The 25,949-nt window shown below is 64.9% G+C and carries 20 protein-coding genes; 6 read left to right on the forward strand and 14 right to left on the reverse strand.

What is annotated here, in order from left to right; all coding sequences use genetic code 11:
• Positions 1–27 precede the first annotated feature (27 nt).
• From HKW67_RS15625 to HKW67_RS15655, 7 genes are all read right to left on the reverse strand, one after another.
• Positions 28–1,389: a TldD/PmbA family protein gene (locus HKW67_RS15625; RefSeq protein WP_171226276.1), complete on the reverse strand. Its 1,362-nt coding sequence runs from the start codon at positions 1,387–1,389 to the stop codon at positions 28–30.
• Positions 1,389–3,029 carry a TldD/PmbA family protein gene (locus HKW67_RS15630; protein ID WP_171226277.1) on the reverse strand — a complete coding sequence of 547 codons (1,641 nt, stop codon included), beginning with the start codon at positions 3,027–3,029 and terminating at the stop codon, positions 1,389–1,391. Before HKW67_RS15630 ends, HKW67_RS15625 begins: the two co-directional genes overlap by 1 nt.
• Positions 3,030–3,125: 96 nt before the next feature.
• Positions 3,126–6,398, reverse strand: coding sequence for a DEAD/DEAH box helicase (locus HKW67_RS15635; protein WP_171226278.1), 3,273 nt, complete (start codon positions 6,396–6,398; stop codon positions 3,126–3,128).
• 37 nt (positions 6,399–6,435) lie between these two features.
• Entirely contained in the window at positions 6,436–8,784 is a 2,349-nt protein-coding gene (locus HKW67_RS15640) for a Tex family protein (RefSeq protein WP_171226279.1), read from the reverse strand.
• 87 nt (positions 8,785–8,871) lie between these two features.
• Positions 8,872–9,516, reverse strand: coding sequence for an NADPH-dependent F420 reductase (locus HKW67_RS15645; protein WP_171226280.1), 645 nt, complete (start codon positions 9,514–9,516; stop codon positions 8,872–8,874).
• A 40-nt stretch (positions 9,517–9,556) separates the two neighbouring features.
• Complete coding sequence (locus HKW67_RS15650) at positions 9,557–10,096, reverse strand: antibiotic biosynthesis monooxygenase (protein ID WP_171226281.1); 540 nt, start codon at positions 10,094–10,096, stop codon at positions 9,557–9,559.
• A 2-nt stretch (positions 10,097–10,098) separates the two neighbouring features.
• Positions 10,099–10,845 carry a type 1 glutamine amidotransferase domain-containing protein gene (locus HKW67_RS15655; protein WP_171226282.1) on the reverse strand — a complete coding sequence of 249 codons (747 nt, stop codon included), beginning with the start codon at positions 10,843–10,845 and terminating at the stop codon, positions 10,099–10,101.
• Between the two features lie 186 nt (positions 10,846–11,031).
• Here HKW67_RS15655 and HKW67_RS22605 point away from each other — a divergent pair, with 186 nt between their 5' ends.
• On the forward strand, positions 11,032–11,316 hold the full coding sequence (locus HKW67_RS22605) for a winged helix-turn-helix transcriptional regulator (RefSeq protein ID WP_330998935.1): 285 nt from the start codon (positions 11,032–11,034) through the stop codon (positions 11,314–11,316).
• On the opposite strand, the gene HKW67_RS15665 is transcribed toward HKW67_RS22605, so the two are convergent.
• Positions 11,234–11,653: a hypothetical protein gene (locus HKW67_RS15665; protein WP_206044449.1), complete on the reverse strand. Its 420-nt coding sequence runs from the start codon at positions 11,651–11,653 to the stop codon at positions 11,234–11,236. The two genes, HKW67_RS22605 and HKW67_RS15665, sit on opposite strands and share 83 nt — an antisense overlap.
• Positions 11,653–12,651, reverse strand: a complete 999-nt coding sequence (locus tag HKW67_RS15670) for a hypothetical protein (protein ID WP_171226284.1) — start codon at positions 12,649–12,651, stop codon at positions 11,653–11,655. The genes HKW67_RS15665 and HKW67_RS15670 overlap by 1 nt, the downstream gene beginning before the upstream one ends.
• A gap of 88 nt (positions 12,652–12,739) precedes the next feature.
• Between HKW67_RS15670 and HKW67_RS15675 the strand changes: the two genes are divergently transcribed.
• Positions 12,740–14,107: an MFS transporter gene (locus HKW67_RS15675; RefSeq protein WP_171226285.1), complete on the forward strand. Its 1,368-nt coding sequence runs from the start codon at positions 12,740–12,742 to the stop codon at positions 14,105–14,107.
• A gap of 30 nt (positions 14,108–14,137) precedes the next feature.
• Complete coding sequence (locus tag HKW67_RS15680; protein WP_171226286.1) at positions 14,138–15,511, forward strand: lysophospholipid acyltransferase family protein; 1,374 nt, start codon at positions 14,138–14,140, stop codon at positions 15,509–15,511.
• A gap of 500 nt (positions 15,512–16,011) precedes the next feature.
• Here the strand turns inward: HKW67_RS15680 and HKW67_RS15685 are convergent, their stop codons facing one another.
• From HKW67_RS15685 to HKW67_RS15700, 4 genes are all read right to left on the reverse strand, one after another.
• The gene (locus HKW67_RS15685; RefSeq protein ID WP_171226287.1) at positions 16,012–16,317 is read right to left on the reverse strand and encodes a hypothetical protein; all 306 of its coding nucleotides are present in this window, start codon (positions 16,315–16,317) and stop codon (positions 16,012–16,014) included.
• A 110-nt stretch (positions 16,318–16,427) separates the two neighbouring features.
• Complete coding sequence (locus HKW67_RS22610; protein WP_171226288.1) at positions 16,428–16,817, reverse strand: type IV pilin protein; 390 nt, start codon at positions 16,815–16,817, stop codon at positions 16,428–16,430.
• A gap of 282 nt (positions 16,818–17,099) precedes the next feature.
• Entirely contained in the window at positions 17,100–20,063 is a 2,964-nt protein-coding gene (gene polA / locus HKW67_RS15695; protein ID WP_171226289.1) for a DNA polymerase I, read from the reverse strand.
• 5 nt (positions 20,064–20,068) lie between these two features.
• Positions 20,069–21,460, reverse strand: a complete 1,392-nt coding sequence (locus HKW67_RS15700) for a GWxTD domain-containing protein (protein WP_171226290.1) — start codon at positions 21,458–21,460, stop codon at positions 20,069–20,071.
• Positions 21,461–21,649: 189 nt separating this feature from the next.
• Here HKW67_RS15700 and HKW67_RS15705 point away from each other — a divergent pair, with 189 nt between their 5' ends.
• Genes HKW67_RS15705 through HKW67_RS15715 form a run of 3 tightly spaced genes read left to right on the forward strand, consistent with a single transcriptional unit; the run spans position 21,650 to position 25,002 of the window.
• Positions 21,650–22,636, forward strand: coding sequence for a serine/threonine protein kinase (locus HKW67_RS15705; RefSeq protein ID WP_171226291.1), 987 nt, complete (start codon positions 21,650–21,652; stop codon positions 22,634–22,636).
• Positions 22,637–22,641: 5 nt separating this feature from the next.
• On the forward strand, positions 22,642–23,190 hold the full coding sequence (gene pyrE / locus HKW67_RS15710) for an orotate phosphoribosyltransferase (protein ID WP_269141417.1): 549 nt from the start codon (positions 22,642–22,644) through the stop codon (positions 23,188–23,190).
• 45 nt (positions 23,191–23,235) lie between these two features.
• Complete coding sequence (locus tag HKW67_RS15715) at positions 23,236–25,002, forward strand: methyl-accepting chemotaxis protein (protein WP_171226292.1); 1,767 nt, start codon at positions 23,236–23,238, stop codon at positions 25,000–25,002.
• On the opposite strand, the gene HKW67_RS15720 is transcribed toward HKW67_RS15715, so the two are convergent.
• Entirely contained in the window at positions 24,902–25,933 is a 1,032-nt protein-coding gene (locus tag HKW67_RS15720; RefSeq protein WP_171226293.1) for a helix-turn-helix transcriptional regulator, read from the reverse strand. The two genes, HKW67_RS15715 and HKW67_RS15720, sit on opposite strands and share 101 nt — an antisense overlap.
• Between the last annotated feature and the right edge of the window lie 16 nt (positions 25,934–25,949).

Below are 25,949 nucleotides of genomic sequence, written 5' to 3' on the forward strand. Positions count from 1 at the left end.
TCACCACTCGAAACTCACAGCAATCCGTCAGACTGCTTCAGACAGACTCGTAAAATTGAAATCCCGCGCCTTGATCGACGGCATCACCACATCACCGCCCTGCTCTGTTCCTGCCAGACGCTCGGGACGGCCGAGTGCCTCGATGTTGTTCAAGAGGAACAGCGGCGACTCATTGAAGCGGAAGTTGCGCAGCGACTTGGTGATCTTGCCGTTTTCCACGAGGAACGTGCCATCGCGCGTGAGTCCGGTGTAGAGCACCGTGCGCGGATCGACTTCGCGCAGATACCACAGGCGCGTGACCAGAATGCCGCGCGTGGTGCCCTTGATCAGATCCTCCACCGACTGTGTTCCGCCGGCCATCTTGAACGTGCTCGGGCCACCGGTCGGTGTCTTGCTCTGCTTCTTTGCCCAGAAGCGTGAGTAGATGAGCTGCTTGAGCACGCCGTTTTCGATCCACACCTGCCGACCCAGTGGCATGCCTTCGAAGTCCCACGGACGACCGAGCAGCTGCGGGTCGGAGGGATCGGAAAAGATCGTGACGCGTTCGTCGACGATCTTCTCGCCCACTTTGTTTCCGCCGCCCTGCTTCACGAAGGGACTGCGTCCTTCATCGGCGCTGCGCGCGTCGGCGTAGTTCGCAATCAGCTGCACGAGATCACCGACCGCCTGTGGCTCGAGGATCACGGTGTAGCGTCCCGGCTCGAGCGCCACCGGCTTCTGTGACAGGCGCGCCTTCTGCACGGCGGTTTCGGCCACCCGGCGCGCATCGATCTGTGCCCAGTCGGCATGATCGGCAGCGGCCCAACCGGATCCGGTGCCGTCGCTGGTCCGCGCGGTGAGCGTGTAGTTCACATTCGTGCTGCGATGATACGCGAACATGCCGGTGCTGTTGCCGATCGCCAGCGCACCGGCCGTGTTCACGAGATAGCCGGCGGCCTTCACATCGCCCGCCTTGCGCGCCATCTCGAGCGCGATGAGGGCCGCCTTCGCCCGGTCATCGGCCGTGAGCGATGCCGATGATTCGAAGTACGAGTTCACCGGCGTGTACTGCTGCGACCCGAGCTGTGGCATCGACTCTGGATCGTCGGGCGCGAGACGTGCCAACCGTTCGCTCTGCTCGACGGCGCGCTTGATCGCTTCGTCGGAGAGATCATTCGTGGTGACCACCGCATGCTTGGGGCCGAACGCGCTCTGGATGCCCAGCTGCGCGTCGGTGGTCGCACCGGCGGTGGAGACCTGATTGTCGGCGAAGCGGATGTTGCCCTGCGTGTAGGTGTTGACCTGCACGTCAACGGCATCGGCCTTCGACATCTTCACCGCTTTCTCGACGATCGCCATGGCCTGCTCACGCGTGAGCATCGCATCGTTTGCACTAGCGCGTTCACGCATCAGGCCTTCCTCCCGGTGTTGATCACATTGACGTTCTTGAAGCGCGCCGGCGGTGAGCCATGGCTCACCGCATTCACCTGCGGTGGCTGACCCTTGCCGTCGAAGAAGCTGCCACCGAGCACGTAGCTCGACTTGCCACCGATCATGTCCATCGAGTTCCAGAAGTCCGGTGTACGGATCTGATACGCGACGTCTTTCAGGACGCCGACGATCTTGCCACCCTTGATCTCGTGGAACGTCTGCCCGCCGAACTGCGCGTTGTAGCGCTGCTGATCGATCGAGAAGCTGCCGTCGCCCTGAATGAGAATGCCGCGATCGGTGGCCGACACGAGGTCGTTCAGTGACTGGTCCTTATCGCCAGGCAGCAACGATACGTTGGGCATGCGCTGGAACTGCACGTTGTCCCAACCTTGGGCGTACGAGCAGCCGTGTGATCGCACCGGTCGGCCGTTCTTGTCGTACCACCAGCGCAGCCACGGGGCCTGTTCGCGCGTGGTCTGGTAATCGTTGAACATGCCGTTCTTCACGATCAGGAATTCGTCGGGCTTCACGCCGTCATCGTCCCACCCGATCGTGGACAGTCCGCCTTCCTGCGTGCGGTCGCCCTGGATGTTCATGATGCTCGGGCCGTACTTGAGCGTGCCCAGCATCTTCTCGGGAGGCGCCACGAAACTGGTGCCGGCGTAGTTCGCTTCGTAGCCCATCGCGCGATCGAGCTCGGTGGGATGTCCGATGCTCTCGTGAATCGTGAGCCACAGATTGGCCGGGTCGAGCACGAGGTCATAGCGCCCCACATCCACCGGCTTGGCGGTGAGCTTGGCGGCGGCTTCTTCGCCCCACTTCGGTGCATTGCCGACCAGATCGGAGGCCAGCACGTACTCCCAGCCGCGGGCCATCGGCTGAATCATGTTCGCGCGATTCTGGAAGTCGGAGAAGTCGGCCGACACCGCCGTGATCTGCATCGTGGGCCACGACCGTACCGTGTCCTGCTGAATCACCGACCCATCGGTGTTGGCGTAGTTGCGCTCGTCCTTCACGAAGAAGAAGCCGCTGAACACGTACTTCACGTTCTTGGTCTTCATCGCCGCGGCGTTGGCCTTGAGCAGCAAGTCCGCCTTCTGCTCCACCGGGATGTCGAACGGGTCCTGCACGTAGGCGCCCTTCCACTTGCCATCGGCGACCACGGGCGACGGCAGCCACTCGATGGGACGCGCCCGCGCGATGCGCGAGGCCTTGGCGATCGCCACGGCCTCTCGTGCCGCGGCGGCCGCGCCGTCGTTGGTGAGCACGCGCGTCGCGGCGAAGCCCCACGTGCCATCGACCAGCGCGCGCACACCGATGCCCACGGTGTCGGTGTCGACCACCTGTTGAATCTGCTGCTCGCGCGTGAACACGAAGTTCTGGCGCTGACGGCTGCAGCGCACGTCGGCATAGCTGGCGCCGGCCATCTTCGCCGCATTCAGCGCGGCGTTCATCAATTCCTTGACCCCCGGAATGTCCGCGAACGTTTCGAGCGCGCGCGAATCAGGTGCCGAGGAGGCACCGAGCAGTCGGGGGATGGCAGCCAGCGAGCTGCCGGCCAGCAGTGAAGCGCCAAACGCGGCGCCACCCTGCTTCATGAAGTCACGGCGGGAAGTCATGAGGACAGAGTAAGGGGTAGGGAGTCTGGAGTACGGGGAGGGGGGTAGGGTGAGAGCGCTCTCCGTACCCCGTACCCCCTACTCCATACTTCGCAGTTACCCCAGCAGAAGTTGCAGCTCTTCCCGCCCAACCCCCGCCAGTCCGCCCTTGTCTTCGCTGAGAATGGCGTCCGCCAGGGCCCGCTTACTGGCCTGCAGCTCGAGGATCTTGGACTCGATCGTATCACGCGCCACCACCCGCGTCGCGATGACCTGATTGGTCTGCCCAATACGGTGCGCCCGGTCGATCGCCTGCGCCTCCACCGCCGGATTCCACCACGGATCGAGCAGGTACACGTATTCGGCCGCCGTGAGGTTGAGCCCGTGTCCACCAGCCTTGAGGCTGATGAGAAACAGCGGCGGACCATCGGCCGACTGGAACCGGTCCACGCGCGCCTGTCGATCGCGCGTGCGTCCGTCCAGATACTCGTACGGGACTTCCAGCGCATCGAGACGCGCCCGCAGCAACGACAGGAAGCTCGTGAACTGCGAGAACACCAGCACCTTGTTGCCCTCGGCCGCGATCTCCTGTAACGCCGGCACCACCGCGTCGAGCTTGGCTGACGGCAACGACGCCTTCGTGGGATCAACCAACGCCGGATGACAGGCTGCCTGACGCAGCCGCAGCAGCGCCTCGAGGATGTGCATGCGCGACTTGCCGATACCATCGCGCTCCACGCGATCGAGCAGGCTCGTGGCGTACTGACTGCGCAGCTGCTCGTAAAACGCGCGCTGCTTGGGTTCGAGCTCGACCTCGATCGTCTGCTCGATACGGGCCGGCAATTCCTTCGCCACCATCGCCTTCGTACGCCGCAACACCACGGGACGCAGCGCGCGAGAGAGCAGCTCCTGCGCCGATACCCCAGTGCCGGCCGGCATGCCCGGTCGGAGTGCCGCCAGTGTGCGCGTGGCCGAACTGAACGTCGTCGCCGCTCCCAGCATGCCGGGATTGAGGAACTCGAACAGACTCCAGAGTTCCTCGATGCGATTCTCGATCGGCGTACCGCTCAACGCGAGACGATGGTCGGCCTGTAGCAAGCGGCACGCCTTCGCCGTTGCGGTGCCGGCGTTCTTGATCGCCTGCGCTTCGTCGAGAATCACGTAGTCGAATCGACGCGAACCAAGACGCGCGATATCCCGACGCAACGTGCCGTAGGTCGTGATCGCCAGATGCGCGTCGACCGTGTCGAGATCCTCGACCGACCGTTCCGCGTGACTGAGATCGTGCACCTTGAGCGCCGGCGTGAAGCGCGCCGCCTCACGTACCCAGTTGAACACGAGCGAGCGCGGCACGACTAGCAACGACATACCGGCGCCTTCTTCGCGTCGCGCTTCGAGCATGGCGAGCACTTGAATCGTCTTGCCCAGCCCCATGTCGTCGGCCAGACATCCGCCGAGCGCGAAGCGACGCAGGAAGCCGAACCAGGACAGCCCTTCTTCCTGATAACCGCGCAGCGTGCCCACGAAGCCGCGCGGCACGGGGATCGCGTTGATGCCCTGGAATTTCTTCAGCTCGGCACGACCCGACGCCAGCGTTTCGTCGACATCCACATCGGGCAACGCCGCCAGCAGCACATCGAGCAACGCCAGCTGCGATGACCGGAACCGGATGCCGTCACCACGACGCACACCGATCGCCAGCAAGGCGCGCAGTTCGTCGAGCGATTCCTCCGGCAGGAAGCCGATGACGCCGTTGCCGAACTCGATCAGCTCCGACCCTTCGTCCATGGCCGTGAGCAACTGCGACAGCGTGAGCTCATGGTCGCCGTAGCGCAGCGTGCCGGTGAGATCGAACCAGTCGATCCCCGAGCTCACGCGCACCTGCAACGGACTCGGCGCCACGAACGTGGCCCCGTCGCTTTCGATCAGCCAGCCGTCGCGCACGAGGGCCGAGATCAGTCGTGGCAGCGTGTGGGGCTGCACGACCAGCGACATGCGGCTCTCGGCGTACGAGTACATCTCCTGTGCGCCCAGCGCCCGCAGCCGCGTCATCGCATTGCGTTCGGCGGCCGCGCGGCGACGATACAACGTGCGCGTTTTCTTGTCGAAGCAGGTCGACGCGGTCGACGCGGCGTCCACGAACTCCGAGCCGTAACGGAATCGCAACGTGAGCCACGACGGCGACGTGCGCCACGAACCGGCGCCACTGGTAATGCGCGCCACCGGAAGCGGTGCGGCGTCGCTCTCGACGTGCATCTCACCGGCCGGCAACGACAGTCGCGGCATGTTCGGCAGCGCGTGGTACTCCGCCAGAAACGCCGACGGATCGTCGCCGAGTTCGAACTCGCCGGCGGTCCACAGCTTCTGCACCAACGGCCAGACCTGATCGCTATCGAGACGCGAGAGCGTCTTGCCGAACAGCACCAGTCCCGACTCGTGTATCCAGTTCGCGTCGCTGAGCGGACGGACGGCCTCCCCGCGCAGGAGTTCGCCCACCAACTGGTACTGCTCCGGGGTCGGCCGATCGAGACGCATCGCGACCTGCCACGGCGCATCATCATCCCACGAAATCATGCGCGTGTCGAGCGACGGGCGATTGCTCCGTAGCCGCGCACGACCCGTGTCACAGATCATGCGCAACGTGGTGTGATACGCCCGCGGACGCACGATGAATCCACCTGTCGGCATCGTGGCAATGCCCTGTGCGTCCGAGCTGCCCAGCAGCATTTCGGCAATCTGCCGATCGACCGGATCAGGCGCGTTGCACCAGGCGTCGATGGAGTACTGAAAGTGCTTCGGCTCCTCCCACACACTGTCGCGATCGCGGCGCTGCGTCGTGATTTCCACGCGCACCCCACGGTGCTGCGCGCTCTCGGTGAGATGCACGAGATACACGATGCGCCGATCGGCCGGCAGCGACGTGGCGCGGTTGGTGACGCGCGTTTCGGTAAACACCGACCGCTGGCGACCGCTGGTGTCGCGCAACGCGGTTTGCCACTCGGGCGCGGGGGCACCCTTGGCCTCGACCGCGCGCGGCTGGGGCTTCATCACCGCCAGCGCAGCACGCTCGAACGTGACCTGCGGTTCCGCATTCGACGAGGCCGCCGTCTCGAGCAGCGGCGCCAGTGTGCCCTGTGTGTCCAGCACACGCAGCAGCGCCCACAGATGCTTGCAGGCACCATGCTCCTGCCCGTGCGGGCAGGTACAGCCGAGGTGCAGACGCCCCGGGCGCGGGCGCAGGAACACTCCATACGTGCGAGTGCCCTGCACCGCGGCGGTGGCCGCAACGGCATCGACGTGCTCGAGGGTGAGCACGAAGGGATCGATGTACGCTTCCCCGCGTTCGCGTACATCCGGCGGAAAGCACTGCTCAAGCAAGACGGGAATCATGACCAGCGAAGTCTAACCATGACCCCTCCAACGGCTGCTACTTGAAGCGAATCCCGTTGGGGGCAACGGCACCCTTGGTGGGTACAAAGGGCTTGGGCGTCGGCTTGTTGCTGGGCGCCGGTCGTGCCGGACCGCGAGTGTTGGACGTGACATCACGCCGGGTCCCCCCCTCGCCCCGCTCGCCGCCGCCCTGGGGCTTGCCGGTCCCGCTGCCGCCATCGCTGCGCATGCTGAGGGCGATCCGGCCACGAGCCAGATCGATCGCTTGCACCGTCACCTTCACCTTCTGTCCAACCTTCACGGCATCGTTGGGATCCTTGATGTAGCGATCGGCCAGTTGGCTCACGTGTACGAGCCCATCCTGGTGCACGCCGATGTCCACGAAGGCGCCGAAGGCCACGATGTTGGTGACCACACCCTCGAGCACCATGCCCGGCAGCAGATCCGACGGCTTCTGAATGTCGTCCCGAAAGGCAGGCGGCTCGAAGGCCGCACGTGGATCGCGGCCCGGCTTCTTGAGCTCCGCCACGATGTCGCGCAGCGTCGGCATACCGACGTCGTCACTTACGTACTTGGTGAGCTCGATCGAGTCCACGAGCGACTCGTTGCCCACCAGCGAGCTCACATCGGCCTTGAGGTCCTTGGCCATCCGCTCGACCAACGCGTACCGCTCGGGGTGCACCGCGCTCGAATCGAGCGGATGCACACCGCCACGCACCCGAAGGAAACCAGCTGCCTGTTCGAATGCCTTGGCGCCGAGGCGCGGCACGTCCTTGAGATCGGCCCGCGAGGTGAGGCGACCGCGCTGATCGCGGAGCGACACGATGGCTTGGGCGAGTCCCGGGCCGATGCCGGCCACGTAGCCCAGCAGCGCCGCCGAGGCGGTGTTGACCTCGACACCCACCCGGTTCACGCAGCTTTCCACGATGTCGTCCAGGCGCTGCTTGAGCCGCGACTGATTCACGTCGTGCTGGTACTGGCCCACGCCGATGCTCTTGGGGTCGATCTTCACCAGCTCCGCCAGTGGATCCTGCAAGCGACGGGCAATCGACACCGCGCCGCGCAGCGACACGTCGAGTTCCGGGAACTCGGCGCGGGCGAGATCGGAGGCCGAGTACACGGAGGCACCGGCCTCATTCACCACCACCACCTGCGGACGCTCGCCGCCGACCGGCGGATCGAGCTCGCGCATCGCGGCCTTGGTGAGATTCTCCGTTTCACGGCTGGCTGTGCCGTTGCCGATCGCGATCAGCTCGGGCGTGAAGCGCTGCAGGAGCATCCGAATCGCCCCGGCGAAGCGGTCTTCCTGATGCAAGTACAGCGTGTCGGTGTGCACCAGCGCACCGGTGGCACTGACCACGGCCACCTTCACACCGGTACGGAAGCCGGGGTCGAGGCCGATCACCCGCTTCTCACCCGCCGGTGACGACAGCAGCAACTGCTCGAGGTTGCGACCGAAGATCGTGATGGCTTCATCGTCGGCGCGCGTCTTGAGCTCCACGCGCAATTCCACTTCGATGGCCGGCGACAGCAAACGCTTGTACGCATCGGCAGCCACCAACGTGAGCTGCTGCGACGCCTTGCGATCACCGATCACCTCGCGTGCCATGCGGGCGTTGATCTCTTCGAGCGGCGCTTCCACGCGCCACATCAAATCGCCTTCGGTCTCGCCGCGACGAATGGCCAGCATACGATGGCTGGGAATGGTGCCCAGCGACTCGGCGTAGTCGAAGTAATCCTTGAACTTCGATTCGTCACTCGCCTTGCCGGTCATCACGCTGCTCTTCACGACACCCTTGGCGCGTGTGATCTCGCGCACCCATCCGCGAATGAGCGCGTCTTCAGCCACCTGTTCGGATAGGATGTCGCGCGCGCCCTGCAGGGCGGCATCCACGGTCGGCACTTCCGACGGCTTCCCATCGACCTCAGGCAGGAGATGTCCCACTGCAGCGGCCAGTGCGCCGCCATCATCGAGCGAGCCGTTCCACAATCCTTCCGCCAACGGTCCAAGTCCGCGTTCACGCGCAATCATGGCGCGCGTGCGACGCTTGGGCTTGAAGGGCAGATAGAGATCTTCGAGTGCCTGCTTGGTATCCGCAGAGAGGATCGACGCCTTGAGCGTGTCGTCGAGTTTGCCCTGCTCGTCGATGCTCTTCAGCACCGCGGTGCGGCGATCCTCGAGTTCGTTCAGATATTCGGCGCGCTCGCGCACATCGCGCAGCTGCACCTCGTCGAGGCCGCCCGTCATCTCCTTGCGATAGCGAGCGACGAACGGCAGGGTGGCACCCTCAGCGAAGAGGGCGAGTGTGCGCTGAACCTGTTGCGGATTCAGCGAGAGTTCCGTCGCGACGCGCGCGACGATGGCGGGAGCAATCGTGTCGGTCATGTGCGCGGATTCTACGCGTCCGAGGAGCCGAATTCCACGCCTTGCATTTTCCGTCCGCGCTAGCGTCGGCTTTCGTGATATTCGCCGCTACGACGCGCGATGCAGTAGTCCGAACGCGAACTCCCGCGTGCCCAGCACCGAGGTCGCGGTAATCCACAGCAGTGCGGCCGGTTCGATGACGCGAGCCCGCACCAGTGGACCAAGTCGCACCGGTGCAAAATCCAGGTCGGCCGCCAGCTGTGCGACGACGTCGCACGATGCGATATCATCTCCGCAGAGGAACAGCAACGCATGCTGCGGTGCATCGATGGTACCGAATCGCGCATTCGCCATGACCTCGACGCCGACCGAATTGAACGCCTTGACCACATGGGCGCCCGGCGACCATCGACTCACCTGCTCGGCGCCGGAATCATTGGTCCCGTGCGTCAACACCATGCCAGGACCGATCGGATTGGTTGCGTCGATCAGCGTCTTGCCGGCAAGATCGCCGGCCGCGGCCAGCGCGTCCTGCGCCGCCTTCCACGGCGTGGCCAGTAGCACCACGTCCGCGCGGGCGGCCGCACCGGCAATCGTATCGCGTGAACGGCGATCGCCATCCAGCGGTGCGTACTTCGCATCGTCGGGCGTGCGCAGCCCGAAGATGACACGATGTCCCGCTTCGGCGAAACGCCGGCCGAGGGTCGCGCCGACATTGCCGGCGCCAATGATGGCGATGGTGTGCGAGGACATGATCAGGTTGTTCGGGGAAAGTGAGTCGACGGCGGAGCGATCAGCGATAGATCCAGCGGGCAAGCACTCGTGTGAGGCGTGGCATGATCACCCACGTCATCAATGCCACCTCGATCACAATGGTCACCAGCAAGCGCATGGCTGACGGTGCACCGGCCAGGGCCACACCGACCAGCTGACCGATCGACAGGACCAAGGCATAGACCACCACAACCATGACGATAGCCATCCGGGCGCGCGATGGTTGAGGGACGACCGTACCCGCTGGCGGCGAGAACCAGAACTCCAACCCCGAGAGTTGGCGCCACGCAGCATCGGCTTCGACCAGCGACGATACGGCCTGCAGTGCGTGTCGTCGAAGGTCGCTGGACTCGAAGGCGCGCAGGCTCGCGATCGAGTCGAAACGGAACACGCTGGTATACTCGCGCGGACCCCCGGGTGGTGGGCGATGCACGGTAGTCCCGAGATAGCCTGGCAGCGCCGTCACATCCCTCAAGAGCTGCGTCAGCCATGCTTCGTATTCCGCTTGGCGGCCGGCTTTCACCCGCCGCGTGACGACGACCGTCACCGGCTCATTCATCGTCAGCGACCGAGCGTTTCGATCACCAGTCTCGCCGCCGCGGCGCCGGAGTACTGCTGCTGGCCGGTGATCAGTCGTCCATCCCGCACGGCGAACTCCCGGAATGGCTGATCCACCACGAAGTTCGTGCCGGCAATCGCGCGCGCTTCGTCCTCGATCCAAAATGGCTGAATGCGCATGCCGACCAGATGGTCGGCAAACTGTTCCTCGCTGGTGGCAAAGCCCGTCCACGTCTTGCCTCGAACCAATAGTTCACCCGTCGAGAGTCGTGTCTCGAGCAGCAGACAGGTGCCGTGGCACACCACGGCCACCACCTTGCCCGCCTCGTAGAACGCGGCGATCAGCGACTGAAGCGCCGAGTGACCGCGGAAGGTGAACATCGGTGACTGCCCACCAGCCACGAAGACCGCGTCGAACGCGGACACGTCGACGTCGGCGATGCTCTTGGTATCGGCGAGTTGCCCCGCGTGCGTCGGCGAATGCTTGAAGCCCAGGGAGAGAATGTCGTGCGCCGAGTATCCGCTGGCATCCTCGGGATCGGAATAGCCGTCACCGACCAGTGCGCCACCGTCGGGACTGCGAATCTCCACGTCGTAACCGGCTTCCACGAACGTCCAATACGGATGGGTCAGCTCGGCCCACCAGAAGCCGACCGGCCACTGGGTCACGGTGGACGTGGCCGGATTCGCGGCGATCAGCAGCACGCGCATCGGACGTTCCGGATGCGAACGGTTCACATTGGCACTCATGTGTCCTTCTCCTCAAAGTCGTGAGTTGAGGACGCAGAGTAGAGGGGTGCACATATTCAGGCCAGTATGCACCTTTTAGGGTGATACTTACCCTTTGGAGAGTGTATGCCGGAGTTCGTATTCCATGGACACGTGTTTCAGAGCCCGGTGGAACTGGCGTTGCACGCGATTGGCGGCAAGTGGAAGATGCCGATCCTGTGGCGGCTCAATCAGCGCACGTGGCGCTACAACGAATTGCATCGCGATTTACCGCGTGTGTCGCATAAGATGCTAACCCAACAGCTTCGCGAGCTGGAAGAGGCAGGGCTGCTGTCGCGCACCGTGCATCCGGTGATTCCGCCGCACGTGGACTACGCCATCACCACGCTCGGGAAAACCGCCCTACCCGCTATCGAGGCGCTTCGGGAGTGGGGGATACTGTATCGGACAACTTCTCCTCCAGCACCTTCACCCCCAGCCCCTCGCTCTTGATGCCAATGCGCAGGCGTCCGAAGATGCTCATGTACTGATTGGCCACCCACACCACGGCGAACCAGGCGAGCACCACGCCGCGCCAGTCGGGCAGCAAAAATCGCCACCCGGTCATCCACAGCGCGAGCAGCGCGACGTAGTGACTAAAGCAGTATTCGCACGTGAACAGGTAGAAGAACTTCCGCACGACGAGCCGGGACGCCTGCTCACTGCGTCGCGCGCAATACTCGCGCGGCTCACGGAAGACTTCTTCGTGCGTGACGGTCCACGCGGCACAGGCCACGGGAATCGCCAGCAGCAATAGCCACGCCGTCTGCGTGCCCAGCGACGGCATCATCAATTACATCCCGCTACCGCGCTCTCCCAGAGCACCCGCCACCCCGATCTGCCGCGCGTCAGCACCGCGGCACCCAGCGCCACGCCATCATCGCGACCGAACAAGAGGCGGACATCGGGTGCGCCGACATTCCGGAAAGCCAGCAGCGGCTCGGCGACCACCAGCTCCTCCTCATGCCCCGCCGCGCGCTCGTGCCACGCTACGGTCCACGCTTTCGCGTTGTCGCCGATCGCATCGACGACCACCACGAGTCGCTCTTCCTTCGGATCGTCTTCCTGATTCACGCGGCGAGCCAGCGTGGCCACGATGAAAGCGGTATCGAGCCCGCGCGTGCGCCACGCCCGCATCACGACGAACGGCAGTCCACGAAAGGTGCTACTGGTATCGTCGGCCAATCCCGACGCGAGTCGCGTGAGGTCGGTCGCCAGGCGAGCGGAATCGCGCGACGCGAGCCCTTCGATCGAATCGAGGGGGATGGCCGTGACGCGTCCGACCGCGAAGGCCGCCGTCCAGGGCGCCACGGTGACACCTGCGTCCACGGCAAGACGCGCGACCGGCCAGGCAGTGCATCCTTCATCCACGCGCGGTGCCCCCTCGACGGTCAGTCGCGCCACACCGACTTTGCCGCTTCGGGCGAAGAGCTCGAGTCGGCCATCGGCCGAGGCCGCACCGACGCCCGCCGTGTCACCGACGGTCAGCTCGCTGGCGTCTGGACGCAGCAGCGAGCCCGCCATGAGGCCGCCGTCAACCGTGGGCAGCACGACGAACGGTCCCGCTCCGGAGTCCCACCCGCTGCTGGATACGGTCGTGGACACACTGTCCGCATTGCCGGGGCCACCGGCGGCTGACGCCGAATCGGGGTTCGATGACGACGGCCGGCTGTCGCAGGCGACGGCCGCGAGCAGCCCGACCGCGCCGGCGATGGCGCGAGCGCTACGAAGGGGCGCGCGAAGCGAGTCGCGGAAGCTGCTACGCATGGAAAGTCGGGGATACGTCATGCGGCGTACTGGACAGCGTGTGTGTGTGCACGGACTATAATCTGCCCCAGAGTGATGCCCATAACGAGACTCCTGACCAAGACTGCTCATGGCTGATGCCCGCACGGGATCCCGGAAGGGATGGTTGAACGCGCTCGGACTGCATCGATCCGAGTTGCGTGCCTGGGCAATGTACGACTGGGCCGTGTCATCGATGCAGACGGTGATTACCACGGCGGTGTTCCCGATCTACTTCATTCAAGTAGCCGGCGCTGATCGTACACCTGAAGCCGCTACCCAGTCGCTTGGCTACGCCAACACCGTCGCCGCGATTGTGATCGCCCTGCTGGCGCCGATCCTCGGGGCAGTCGCCGACTTCAAAGCGGCCAAGAAGCGCTTTCTCTTCGCCTTTATGCTGATCGGCGTCGTCGCCACCGCCGGCATGTTCTTCATCGATCGTGGTGAACTGCTGTTCGCCTCCGCAATGTTCGTGCTCTCGATTGCGGGCGCCACCGGTAGCATGACGTTTTATGAAGCGCTGTTGCCGCACATCGCGACCGAAGAAGAGATCGATCGCGTGTCCACCGCCGCCTATGCCATCGGCTACATCGGTGGTGGACTCCTGTTGGCCATCAATCTGGCGTGGATCAGCAACCCGGCCCTGCTGGGCCTGCCAACGGGCGACGGCGTCACCCCCGATCAGGCCACGCTGCCGGCGCGCCTCGCCTTCGTATCCGTCGGCGTATGGTGGCTGCTGTTCTCCATTCCCCTGTTCCGCACGGTCCCGGAACCGCCGCGTTCCGTCGAATCGGACGAAGGCTCGACCGCGAACCCGTTTGCCGTCGCGTTCTCTCGACTCGGCGAAACGCTGCGCGAAATGCGCCTGTACAAGCAGGCATTTCTGGCCATGCTCGCGTTCACGATCTACAACGATGGCATTCAAACCATCGTGAAAATGGCGACCGCTTTCGGGGCCGAGATCGGCATCGAGCGGCCGGCGCTGATCAAGGCGATCTTGCTCGTGCAGTTTGTCGGCATCCCGTTCGCCTTTGCCTTCGGCACGCTCGCCGGTAAGCTCGGTGCGAAACTGTCCATCTTGTTCGGGTTGGTGGTCTACACCGGCATCTGCATCTACGCGTACGGCATTCACACGGAGCGCGAGTTCTACATCCTCGCCGTGCTCGTGGGCCTCGTGCAAGGTGGCACACAGGCGCTGAGCCGTTCGCTGTTCGCCAGCATGGTCCCGAAGCACAAGAGCGGCGAGTTCTTCGGCTTCTACTCTGTGTTTGAGAAGTTCGGCGGCATTCTTGGTCCACTCGTGTTCGCGATTGCCATCGGGCAAACGGGTAGCAGCCGCGGCGCCATTCTCTGGGTGATCGCATTCTTCGTGATCGGTGGCGCCATTCTGGCCACCGTGAACGTGAAAGAAGGCGAACGCGCCGCGCGTGATGCCGATGCGAATCTGCGTGGCGTGTGATGCGCCGGTTGCACGCATAGCGCGTCGCTGATGCTGTACGAACTGCTCAAACCCGTCGTCGGGGTCGCGCTGCATTGGTACTATCGCTCGATCCTGACGGAAGGGATCGAGCGCATACCGAAGGACGGTCCGGTTTTTCTCGCCGTCAATCATCCCAACGCGTTGGTCGACGCGCTGGTGGTGGGCTTCGCCGTCCCTCGACGCGTGCGCTTCACCGCCAAGGCCACCATCTTCGCCAATCCGCTCGTCGCCAGGTTCTTGCACACCGTCGGCGTCGTCCCGCTGCGGCGTGCCAGCGACGAAAGTAAGGCGGCCGGTTCCTCGTCGGCCTCGCCTGCCGACGCCGAACGCAATGCCGCCTCGTTCGAAGCGGTGGCCGACGCGCTCGCCGATCAGGGCGCCATCGTGATCTTCCCCGAGGGCAAGAGTCACGACCTGCCGCAGCTCGCGCCTCTGCGCACGGGGCTGGCCCGTATGACGCTGCAGGCGTATCAGGCGCATGGCGTGCGCGGCGTCCGCATCGTGCCGATCGGCCTGCTCTTCGAGCGCAAGGAAGCGCCGCGCTCGCGCGTGCTGATCCAGGTCGGCGAACCGATTCACGTCGACCCGTTGGTCGACGCCGGCGTCTCGGTGGCCACGCTCACGCAGTTGGTCACGGCGCGACTCGCTGCTGTGACGTTGAACTTCGATTCCGCGAGCGACGCCGAGCGCTTGCAGCGGGTAGGCGGAACACTCAGCGCGCTGCTCGAGCCGACCCCCTCAGTGGCCGAGGGCACGCCGTCGCTGGGCCGCGTGCTGGAACTATTACATCGTCTCGACCGCGTACACAGCGCGCTGCAAGCGCGCGACGACGTCGAGCTTCAGGCTCGGCTCGACGACTTCGAAGCGCGCGTGCGCGCCTTTCGCACACGCCTCGACACACGTGGCATCGACCCACACGATCTCGCGATCAGTGCGCACGCGTCAGATGGTCTGCGCTTCGCCATCCGCGAGGCCACACTGGCACTCATCGCTGCACCGATCGGACTCTGGGGTCGCCTCACTCACTACGTACCGATCCAGTTCGCCCGTCGACTGGCTCTTCGCAATGTCCAGGCGCTCGACGAACCCGCGATGCGCACGCTGGTGGTCGGGCTGGTGCTGGTGCTCGCCGCCTACGTCGTCCAAACCGCGTTGGTGGCGTCACTGGCCGGCGGGTGGTGGGCGCTCGCGTTCTTCATGACCCTCGTGCCGTCGGCCAGCAGCGACCTGCGGTACGGTGACCGCACCCGTCGAGCCCGTGATCGCGCCCGAGCCTATTTCGCATTCCGACGCGATCCGGCACTGCAGGGTGCGCTGCTGGCCGAGGCCGATGCCATCCGGCAGGACGCTTTCGCGCTGGAGCGGCTGGCGGCGGAACAGTAGGCTCGGCGTGCTTCGGCGGATTTGAGCGGATAGAAGCCGTTCCAGCCTGACACGGATACGAACCGATACGAACGGACACAGTGGATCTGCCCCGCGTGGGCGTCACGCACTGCCGCTCGCGAGCGACGCACACTGGAAATTGTTTGCTGTGGCTTGATCAATTGCTATCGGTTCCTACCAGTTCGTATCCGTGTCGGTCAGGAACTGTGTGTTTCCGATGGTATCCTTGCCAAGCGGTTCACGACGTCGGGCGACTGCCGCACCGTACGGGATTGAACGGATACGAACCGTTCCAGCCTGACACAGATACGAACCGATACGAACGGACACGGTGGATCTGCCCGGTGCGGGCATCATGCAATGCCGCTCGCGAGCGACTCCAAAAGGAAAACGTTTTGCTGTTGCTTGATCAATTGCTATCGGTTCCTACCGGTTCGTATCCGTGTCAGGCTGGAACCGCTGGTTTCCGTTCGTATCCCGGTCCAATCCCCGGCCCCCGATCAGTCGACGAGCAGCCGCTCGTCCACCGGCGGGTACACGGGACCGCCGAGGTCCCAGTGCCAGGCATCGCGGCGCACCTCAGTGCGCGGGTCGCGCAGCGGTTTGTATTGCAGACGGCTCGCGGGAATTCCCACCGCTTCGCCGTACGCGAGCAGCCGCTCGCGGTCGGTGCTCACGAAGTGCACCATGGGGCGGCCCTGCCAGACGTGCCGGTGTAACCACAGCCCGCCGTCCATCGCGTGAATCATCCCCTCACGCCGTTTCCGGAACTCCCGCGCCCCTGATGCGAAGGTGACCTCACGCATACGGGAGGCTCGCCGCTGTGGGTCGGGGTCCGACGCGATAGGAAAGGCGAAATCGTTCAGAAGTACCTAACTGTTGTTATAGTGCGCTTATCGTGGCCCGATACCAGTAACTACTGGCAGTGTACAACACCTTCCGCGGTGGCACCGCCGAGTGGGGCGGCCTGCCCGTAATACACCGCGCAGGTGAGCGGAAACGCCGCCGGGTGCGTCGACGTAGCCGACCAGCCCCGCCCGTCCGCTTCGGCAATGTTGATGGTCACGCCGTTGGTGCTGCTGAAGCTCAGGGCACCCACATTCGCCGCGTACGTCTCGTTGTAATAAAAATAGTCTTCCTGCATCGACGCGACGTTCTTCAAGTCGCTTTTCAGCGCCGCCGCGTACGCCTTGCCCTTGGTGCTCTGGAACTTCGGGATCGCCAGCGCCGCCAGAATGCCGATGATGACTACGACAATCAGCAGCTCGATCAATGTGAATCCCTGACGGGAACGGGACGGTCGCATGTGGCTTCCTCGGGGTCGGCCCGGAACGACATGGTCCCGGGTGCTGGCATTGGGGGCGGATGTGGAATCCCGCTATACCCTCCTCCTTAGCAACCCGGGTGCCGCGCTCCTCGCACACACCTAACCCTCTACCAAGCAACAGTTTGGACTATTCCTGCGACGACCCGGCGCATAACACCAGTCTCGCAGCGCCCCTGAGTTCATGCAAAGTGCAACACCCGCCTATACGCGAAACGAGGCAAGTGCCCACGCCATTGCGACTTGGCCATCACGACTTGGCCATCACGACTTGGCGGCCACCCAATCGTCGCCTACCCCCATTTCCACCAGCAACGGCACATCCAGCGCCGCCGCCGACTCCATCTCCCGCTTCACAAGCGCCGACAGCGCCGCCTGCTCACCGGCCGGCAACTCGAAGATCAGTTCGTCGTGTACCTGGAGCAGCATCCGCGAAGCCAGCCCCTCGCTGGCCAGCGCCTGGTGCACCTGGATCATCGCGATCTTGATCAGGTCGGCCGCCGAGCCTTGGATCGGCGCGTTGGCCGCCACCCGCTCGCCAAAGGCGCGCATGTTGTGGTTTCGCTCCTTGAGCTCCGGGATGTAGCGACGACGGTGGAACAGCGTCTCCGCGTATCCCTTCGCCTTGGCCTCCACCACACAGCGATCGAGGAACGCCTTCACTCCGGCGAACCGCTCGAAGTACGTGTCGATGAAGGCCTTCGCCTCGGCATGCGGGAGCTTGAGCTGCCGCGAAAGCGCGTGCGCTCCCTGCCCGTAGATCGTGGCGAAGTTGATCGTCTTCGCGCGCGCCCGCATCTCGCCGTTCACATCGGCCAGATCCACGCCGAAAATGATCGCCGCCGTTTGCCGGTGAATATCGCCGCCGGCCCTGAAGGCCGACACGAACGCCGGATCACCCGACAAATGCGCCAGCAACCGCAGTTCGATCTGTGAGTAGTCGGCACTGAGCAGCCGCCAGCCCGGCCGAGGCACGAACCCACGACGGATCTCGCGGCCCAGCTCACGACGGTTCGGAATGTTCTGCAGGTTCGGGTCGGTACTCGACAATCGACCCGTGGCCGCCACCGTTTGGTTGAACGACGTGTGCAACCGGTGATCGCGCGGATGCACCAGCTTCGGCAACGCGTCGATGTACGTGCCTTCCAACTTGAAGATCTCGCGATACTCCATCAGCAGCGTCGGTAGCGTGTGCCCTTCTTCGGCCAGTTCCTGCAACACGCTCGCGTCGGTGCTGGGCCCGGTGGCCGTCTTCTTCTTCACCGGCAGTCCGAGCTTGTCGAACAGAATCACGCGCAGCTGCGGATTGGAGTTGATGTTGAACTCCTGCCCGGCCTCGGTATAAATCAGCTGCTCGACGCGCTCGCGTTCACTCTTGAATCGCGTCTTCAGCGACTCGAACCATGTGAGATCGATGGCGATGCCGTCCCACTCCATGTCGGCTAGCACTTCGACCAGCGGCACTTCCACGTTGCGGAACAAGTCCGACATGCCGTGACTGCCCAGCATCGGCTCGAGCTTCGCGCGCAACCGCATCGTGATGTCGACGTCTTCGCACGAGTAGTCACGTGCGGCATCGACCGGGACGACATCGAAGGGCAGCTGATTGCGGCCCTTGCCGCACAGCTGCTCGTACGCCGTCATCGTGTGACCGAGAAACTCGAGCGCGAGCAAATCGAGACCGTGTGAACGGCGCCCCGGATCGATCACATAACTCGCCAGCATCGTATCGAACTCGAGACCGGCCAACCGCACACCGGCGCCGCGCAGCACGAGCACATCGTACTTCGCATTCTGCGCCAGCTTCTTCACACTCGCGTCTTCCAGCATCGCGCGCAGCGGCGCGATCGCGTCACTGGCGAACGCCGGCAAATTCACCGGTGGCTCTACACCCGCGTTCAACCGTCGGCCCGCGATGCCGGCATCACCCGACAACAACGCGAGATTGCCGCCGCCGTCCTCGTGACGATGCGCGAATGGCAGGTAGTATGCCTCGCCTGGCGCAACGGCGATCGACAAGCCGACCATCGTGGCCCGCATCGCATCAATCGTGGCCGGCGCGCCAGGCTCGGGCACCGTCTCCGTGTCGAACGCGATGAACGGCACGTCGCGCACGCGATCGAGCAGTGCCTCGAGTGCCGGGACGGTGTCGACGGTGACATAGCGCGCGTCGGCCAGCACCGGCACACCACTTGCGCTCATCGTCATCGCCAGCGCCGCGGGACGGTTCGAATAGGTCGGTGCGCTGTCGGCCGCATCCGTGTCGAGCGACAGCTCCGCCGGTCGCGGCACGATCGCAGGCGGGGGCGCGGCGGCGTCGCTCGGCGCGCTCCCACCCAGGTCTTTCAGCAGCGATGTGAACTCGAGCTCGAGATACAGATGACGCAGCGCCTGCGTATCGGGTGCGCTCATCTGCAGCGTGGACGGATCGAGTGCGACCGGCACGTCCTGATGAATCGTGACCAGCTGCTTCGACAAGCGCGCTTCCGCTTCCTGCGCCAGCAACGCCTCACGCGGCCGCTTCTTCGTGATCTCGTGCACGTGCGCGAGAATGTCCTCGAGCGCACCGAACTGCGCGATGAGCTCCTGCGCACCCTTCTCGCCGATGCCCTTCACGCCGGGCACGTTGTCCGACGAATCGCCCACCAATGCGAGATAGTCGATCACGCGATCCGGCGGCACACCGAGACGATCGTTGGCGTTTTCGACACCGACCCACTGCTCTTCCACACTGGCCGGGCCGCCACGACCCGGATTGAGCAGCCATACACCGGGGCGCACGAGCTGCTGAAAGTCCTTGTCGCCCGATACTATCACCACGTTGTATCCGGCGTCCACGCCTTTGCGCGCGAGCGTACCGATCACGTCGTCGGCTTCGAAGCCCGGCACCGCGAGTACGGGAATGCTGTAGGCCGCGAGCAACTGATTGATGCGCTCGAGCCCACGATCGAAGTCGGCCTGCAGTTCGTCGGTCAGCTTCTCGCGCGTGGCCTTGTACTCGGGGTACAGATCATCGCGAAACGTCGCGCCGGAGTCGTGTACCCAGCCCAACAACTCCGGCTTGTGCGTGACCAACAACCGCTTGAGAAACGTCGCGATGCCCCAAGTGGCCGAGGTGTTCTCACCGTGGCTCGTCACAAGCGGACGCGTCATCAGCGCGAAGAACGCGCGGTAGATCAGGGCATAGCCATCAATCAGGAACAGACGCGGAGCGGTGGGACGTTGCACCTCGCTCACTGCCGCGACGCCATGCGACGACGGATTGCGTTATCGAGTTCGGCGCGACCCTGCGTCGACAAACGCCAGCGTCCGAATCCCGTCTGATCGACGAAGACGATCTGCACGCGCAGCTCGCGATACTCCCAGATCTGCTGACGCACACGCGCGTTCGGATCGGTCATACCGGTATCGACGATGTTGTCGGGATCACCGAGCGCGACGAAGGCGGTGCCACGATCGCTCTGCCAGCCCACTGGCCCGTCGTCGCGGAAGCGGACGTTGGCGATGCGAATGCGCCCGAAGTAATCACGCAGTCCTTCATTCTCGGCGGTGCCGGGAATCGGATCGGTGGCCCTGAGAAATGCCGCCCACGCGTCGGGGCGCTGGGCCGGCGTCGCATCGCGCAACGTCTTGAGTCGGTCGGCGGTCGTAAAGTAGCGCAGGTACGAGAACATCTCGTCGAACGACGCGATCGGCAGATCATCGCCCAGGCTCACGAGCACGCGCGCGCGCGCGGTGTCGGCGCGTCCCGGGACGCTGACCAGCAAGGTGTTGATGCCGATGCCCATCTTGTTGACCGGCACGCCGTACGTGGTGCTGTGTCCTTCGCCGCGCGCCGGCAGTTCGATATCGGTGTCGAACAAGCGCGTGTCCCCTTCGCCCACGATGCGCACGTGGGCGCGCGTCGGTGCGGCCGAGCCGACCGCATCGAGGTAGAGCGGGAGAATCGAATCCTGTCCGAAGACCACCGTGGCGCGCGGCCGGGCGAGAATCCGCGGCAGTGAATCGGCGGTCCCCCGCGGAATCGCTTCATACACTGGCAGCGGCGAGCCAAGCATGTCGGGCGACAAGCGTGGCACTTCGAGTTGCACTTCTTCTGACGCGTTGCGAATGCTCGCCTCATCCTTGATGCTGAGGGCCACGCTATACCGCCCCGGCGCCAGCTTCAGGAACTGCTGCCAGATGATGCTTTCGTCGGTGCGCGACGTTTCGCGGAACGTCGGGACCAGCACCTTTTCGGTGGCTTCGATCAGCTTCACCACCGTGGTGCCCTGCCGCACTTCGAGACGCGCCACATAGCTCGCGGCGTAGCGCTCGCCCTGGCGGGTAAAGCCCAGCACGCGCGACGGAAGGCTGAGGGCGATCAGCGTGAGCGTGCTGTCGGGCGTCGGCGAGCGCAGGAAGGACACCGACGATACGAACGGAATGGCGCCGGTGCCGGCGATCAGGCCCATGCTGCGATACAACCGCTGCATGTCGGCGGGCGAGCCGGGCACGACGCCGGTACCCGCGGCGCCCGCGGCCCCACCGGGTCCCGGCGACGCAGCGGTTGAGCCCGGTCCGACGGCCGGTCGATTGCCGGCACAGGCGGTCACCAGGGCCAACAGGGTCGTGGCAGTCGCCACGGAGCGAATTCGAAGAGGCAAGGCGCGAGGGTTCACGAAACGCATTGTACCGTCCGTGCAGGCACAAAGTGCCCGCCGTGGTTGCTGATCACCCGCTAAAGCCGTGCCGATCATACGAACTGGTCACGGATTGCACTTTATGTCCGGAAACTTCTTGCTGGTACCGCACGTCGGCGTTACGTTCGCCCCGTGGCCATAGAGACGCTAGTCGGAACGACGCTGGCCGGCTATACAGTGCGGGGAAAAGTCGGCGAGGGCGGTACGTCTACCGTGTTTCGTGCCGATCATGCCACGCATGGTACAGTCGCCCTCAAGGTGCTGCGCGAGAAGCTGCAGCACGACAAGACCGCTGTCGCGCGATTCCTGCGCGAGGCGCAGTTCGGCGCACGGGTAGAACACCCGAACATCGTGCGCACCCTAGACTACGGTCAATCCGACAGCGAGCGCTATTACCTCGCCATCGAATGGGCCGGGGGTGAGATCCTCGACAAGTATGCCGAAAAGTCCGGCCCGCTGTCGTCGAAGGAAGTCTCCGAAATTCTGTCGCAGATCTGCAGCGCGGTGCAGGCCGCGCACGACGTAGGCATCGTCCACCGCGATCTGAAGCCGGAGAACGTGATGTACGATCCGGCCACGCATCACGTGAAGCTGCTCGATTTCGGCATCGCCGCCGACACCGACGCCGCACCCGATCAGCGCCTCACGCGCGCCGGGTTCTTCGTGGGCACGCTCATGTACGTGGCGCCGGAAGCCTTGTCAGGCGAACTCGTCGGCCCCGCGGCCGACCAGTACTCGCTGGCCACGATCGCGTACTTCCTGCTCACCGGCACCCTGCCCTACACCGGCAAGTCGCCGCGCGAACTGTTTTCCCAGCTCCTCACCCAGCCGCCGGTCACGCTCAACAAGGCCAAGCCCAATCTGGCCTTCCCGGTCGCGGTCGAGAATGTAGTCATGAAGGCGCTCTCCAAGCAGCCGAGCGATCGGTACCCAGCGGTCAAGGACTTCTCCGAGGCCTTCGCGGCCGCCGCGCAGACCACGGCCATGGCCAGCGCCAGCATCGCGCAGAGCGTCAGCGGCTCGTCCAGCCAGTCGGCCGGCGCCATGCCGTCCGGTTCGGACGGTGAGGACAAGGGTGGACTCTTTGGCAAAATGAAGGGCCTATTTCGACGCGGCTGACCACCCTGCTCGCCGAGCGATCGGCCAAGCGGGGCGATTTCGTGCTGGCCTCCGGCCGCCGTTCCACACTGTACGTTGACTGCCGCCTCACCACGATGAGCCCCGAAGGGCAAATACTCATCGGACGTGAAGCGCTCGCCGCCCTCCGCGACAGCGGCTGGCCGGTCGACTCGGTTGGCGGCCTTACACTTGGCGCCGACCCGATCTCCTACGCCATCGCGCACGCCTCTGCGCTCGAAGCAGAGACCGGCACCAGTGGCATGGTTCGGTCCTTTACGGTTCGCAAGGAAGCCAAGCAGCACGGCACCGGAAAGCTGATCGAAGGTCCGTTTCAGGCCGGCGACAAAGTCGTGGTCGTGGAAGACGTGATCACCACAGGCGGTTCGGCCCTCAAGGCGGTCGAGGCCATTCGCGCCGCCGGCGGCGAGATCCTCGGCGTGCTGGCCTTGGTCGATCGCCAGGAAGGGGGTCGCGAGGCGCTCGAAGCCGCCGGGCTCAAGGTCATCGCACTGGTCACCGCCGCCGACCTGCTGCCGCTGATTCCACCGGCCTAAGCCCGACCTGATACCGCACTCGGGCGTGACGCGTCTGTAAGACGTATGCACACGCCCAGCGCCCACACCCCGTATCAGGCCCTCTTCGACGAAGAGCGCGCCAAGGACATCGCCACGTTCCGGATCGCCGCCAAACGGCGGTTCTGGAGCACGATTTTTATCGCGGGTGTCCTCATCGCCGGCCTCCGACTGGGCCTTGCCGATGTGTCGCTGCCGGCCGTGCTCGCGATGTTTTGCACCGCCATTGCCACCAACTGGGCCCTCGCTGCCATCGGTGCCTCCACCCGATGGTATCGGTCGTGGTTCAAGTATGTGTTCGCGGTGTTCGACACCGCCCTGATCAGCGGTGTGGTGTATCTGTTCGGTTCGCCGGTGCTGGTGCTCACATACATTTTGGCGATCGTCCCCTATTCGTTCGATCGCGGACCGGCCCTCGGCTATCTCACCACCGCGTCGTCGGCCGTGGGCTTCCTGATTGCGAGCTACGCCTATGCGCAGGCCCGGCCGGCCGACGCCGCGCCGTGGCCGCAGGTGCTGCTCGCCGCCGTGATGCTGGTGGTGGTGGCGCAGCAGGTGATTCAGATGCCGTCGAAGCTGATCACGCGTATCCGTCGCACGCGTGAGCGCATGGCGCAGGTAGAGCGCGGCGACCTACAGGCCCGCGCCGACGCGCGGCACGCCGATGAACTCGGCTTTCTCGAGATGAGCTTCAATCGCATGCTCGATGAGCTCACGCTGCTGATCGACACGGTGCAGCGCGAAGCCGACGAATTGGCGGCGGTGGCTACGCAGGTACATGGCGCGGCGAGTGTGATGCAGCGTCGCGCCGGTGATGTGGCCTCGGGCGCCACGGCGCTCAGCGAAGAGCTGGCCCATCAGCGCGAACGCGCGCACGAGGGCGTGGTGGCCAGTCAGGAAGCACGACGGACGGCCGACACCACGCAGCAGACGGCGGCGTCCACGGCCACTCATGCGCACGACGTGGACCGGGCCGCCGCCGCGAGTCGGGAAGCGATCGAACGCGCTGCGCAGGCGCTGCTGCGGGTGGGCAGCGATGTGAATGCAACGGCCGAGCAGGTGCGTCTGCTCGCACCGGCGTCTGAACAGGTCGGTGATTTCGTGGCTACGGTGTCGCGCATTGCGCGACAGACGAATCTGCTGGCGCTCAATGCCGCCATCGAAGCGTCGAGGGCCGGTGATGAAGGCCTCGGCTTCGCCGTGGTGGCCGATGAGATCCGTACATTGGCGGTGGAAAGTGCACAGGCCGCCAAGCGTATCGCGGCCACGGTGCAGCGCGTACGCGATGACATCGGCGCCGCCGTGTTGTCGATGGACAGCACCGCCGATGAAGTGGCCGGCGCGGGGCACATCGCGCGTGATGCCACGCAAGCCTTGTCGGCGCTCGTGAACGGCATCGCGCGCATTTCGCACCAAAGCGACGATGTGGCCGCACTCGCTCACGCCCAGGCGCAGCTATCGGCCGGCGTAGCCGACGCCTTCGAAGCCCTCGACACGTCGGCCGAACGCGCCTCGATTGGCGCACGCACGGCCGCCGATGCGTCGATCGCGCAGCGCGCCAGCATCGAGGAACTCTCACGCAGCGCCGCCCAGCTGTCGCAGACTGCGGCGCGCATGCGGGCGGTGGCGCTACGTCACACGAGCGAATTCGCCACCACCACGCGCACCGCAGAGTTCGCGGCGTTGTCGGCGGCTACGCCGACGCACTCACGCGCGGGGGCGCAGTTGGGGGCGCAGTTGGGAGCGCAGACGCCGCCGGCACCAGCGCGGGGCGCGAAATCCATTGCGGCGTGACCTCGACCGGTACGAACGCGATGAGTTGTTGCTGATAGGGAAGGATAAGGCGCTGCCGCATGTGTTCGAGCATCGCCTCGCCGCTATACCGTTTACGGAACTCCGCCGCTCCGCATTGCAGTGACTGCGTGACATGCCGCGAGAAACTTTGCGGTGACGAGTACTCGAGCAGGAACGCGACCTGCGTGAGACTGTAGCCCGGGTTCTCGAGGAGTCGCGCAGCGCGGACCAATCGCGCCGTCGCGAGATACTTCTTCGGCGCGGGAATGCCGGCGCGGAAGAAGCGGCTCATGAAGGTGGTGGGTACCACCCCCAGCCGCCGCGCCAGCTGACGCACGGTGGTGAGCGACCGCGGCGCCAGAAACAGCTCGTCGAAGAAGCGCAGACAATCGTCGTTGGCACCGGTGAGATCGGCGCGAATGCGACGAATCGCCACCGCTTCGATCGTGGTCGACACTTCGCGATTCACGAACTGTCTGAGATCGCGCCATCCGGCCGGGTCGCGCGCGTCGACCAACGTCTGCACTCCCTGCTGCCCCAACGCGAGCAACGATTGCGTGGTGCGCGCTTCGTTGCCTGTGAGCAGCGCAACCGCGGGCACCCGCGGAAATTCGCGCACCATGCGCGCCACCTGCGTAGCGTGGTGCTGCTGATAGCGCGACACCGACACGAGAATCGCCGACACCGGCTGCGTGCGCAGATCGCGTAGCATGTCCTCGAAGCTTTCGCGATGCACCGTGGTGTAGCTCCCCTGCCCCAACGCGTCCACGCGCTGCCGCTCGGCCGGCGTGAGAAAGGTCACGATGGATCGCGAGGGGGCGTCGTCAGGCGGTGCCGCAGCCACGGACTTGGCGGGCGTGATCGGGTAGACGGTGGTACGAGCCTGCGATGCCGACGACGCTGCCTGCGACGATCTCAACGGGGATGCCATACGCGCCTCACTTACC

Source organism: Gemmatimonas groenlandica (assembly GCF_013004105.1).
In the GTDB taxonomy this organism is placed as follows: domain Bacteria; phylum Gemmatimonadota; class Gemmatimonadetes; order Gemmatimonadales; family Gemmatimonadaceae; genus Gemmatimonas; species Gemmatimonas groenlandica.

Coding starts and splice junctions, on each gene's coding strand:
- HKW67_RS15650 (WP_171226281.1), bottom strand. CDS start 10,096: ATGAATGAGCCGGTGACGGTCGTCGTCACGCGGCGGGTGAAAGCCGGC.
- HKW67_RS15625 (WP_171226276.1), bottom strand. CDS start 1,389: ATGCGTGAACGCGCTAGTGCAAACGATGCGATGCTCACGCGTGAGCAG.
- HKW67_RS15630 (WP_171226277.1), bottom strand. CDS start 3,029: ATGACTTCCCGCCGTGACTTCATGAAGCAGGGTGGCGCCGCGTTTGGC.
- HKW67_RS22610 (WP_171226288.1), bottom strand. CDS start 16,817: ATGCGACCGTCCCGTTCCCGTCAGGGATTCACATTGATCGAGCTGCTG.
- HKW67_RS15670 (WP_171226284.1), bottom strand. CDS start 12,651: ATGACGTATCCCCGACTTTCCATGCGTAGCAGCTTCCGCGACTCGCTT.
- HKW67_RS15645 (WP_171226280.1), bottom strand. CDS start 9,516: ATGTCCTCGCACACCATCGCCATCATTGGCGCCGGCAATGTCGGCGCG.
- HKW67_RS15715 (WP_171226292.1), top strand. CDS start 23,236: ATGCACACGCCCAGCGCCCACACCCCGTATCAGGCCCTCTTCGACGAA.
- HKW67_RS15720 (WP_171226293.1), bottom strand. CDS start 25,933: ATGGCATCCCCGTTGAGATCGTCGCAGGCAGCGTCGTCGGCATCGCAG.
- HKW67_RS15675 (WP_171226285.1), top strand. CDS start 12,740: ATGGCTGATGCCCGCACGGGATCCCGGAAGGGATGGTTGAACGCGCTC.
- HKW67_RS15635 (WP_171226278.1), bottom strand. CDS start 6,398: ATGATTCCCGTCTTGCTTGAGCAGTGCTTTCCGCCGGATGTACGCGAA.
- HKW67_RS15640 (WP_171226279.1), bottom strand. CDS start 8,784: ATGACCGACACGATTGCTCCCGCCATCGTCGCGCGCGTCGCGACGGAA.
- HKW67_RS22605 (WP_330998935.1), top strand. CDS start 11,032: ATGCCGATCCTGTGGCGGCTCAATCAGCGCACGTGGCGCTACAACGAA.
- HKW67_RS15665 (WP_206044449.1), bottom strand. CDS start 11,653: ATGATGCCGTCGCTGGGCACGCAGACGGCGTGGCTATTGCTGCTGGCG.
- HKW67_RS15685 (WP_171226287.1), bottom strand. CDS start 16,317: ATGCGTGAGGTCACCTTCGCATCAGGGGCGCGGGAGTTCCGGAAACGG.
- HKW67_RS15680 (WP_171226286.1), top strand. CDS start 14,138: ATGCTGTACGAACTGCTCAAACCCGTCGTCGGGGTCGCGCTGCATTGG.
- HKW67_RS15655 (WP_171226282.1), bottom strand. CDS start 10,845: ATGAGTGCCAATGTGAACCGTTCGCATCCGGAACGTCCGATGCGCGTG.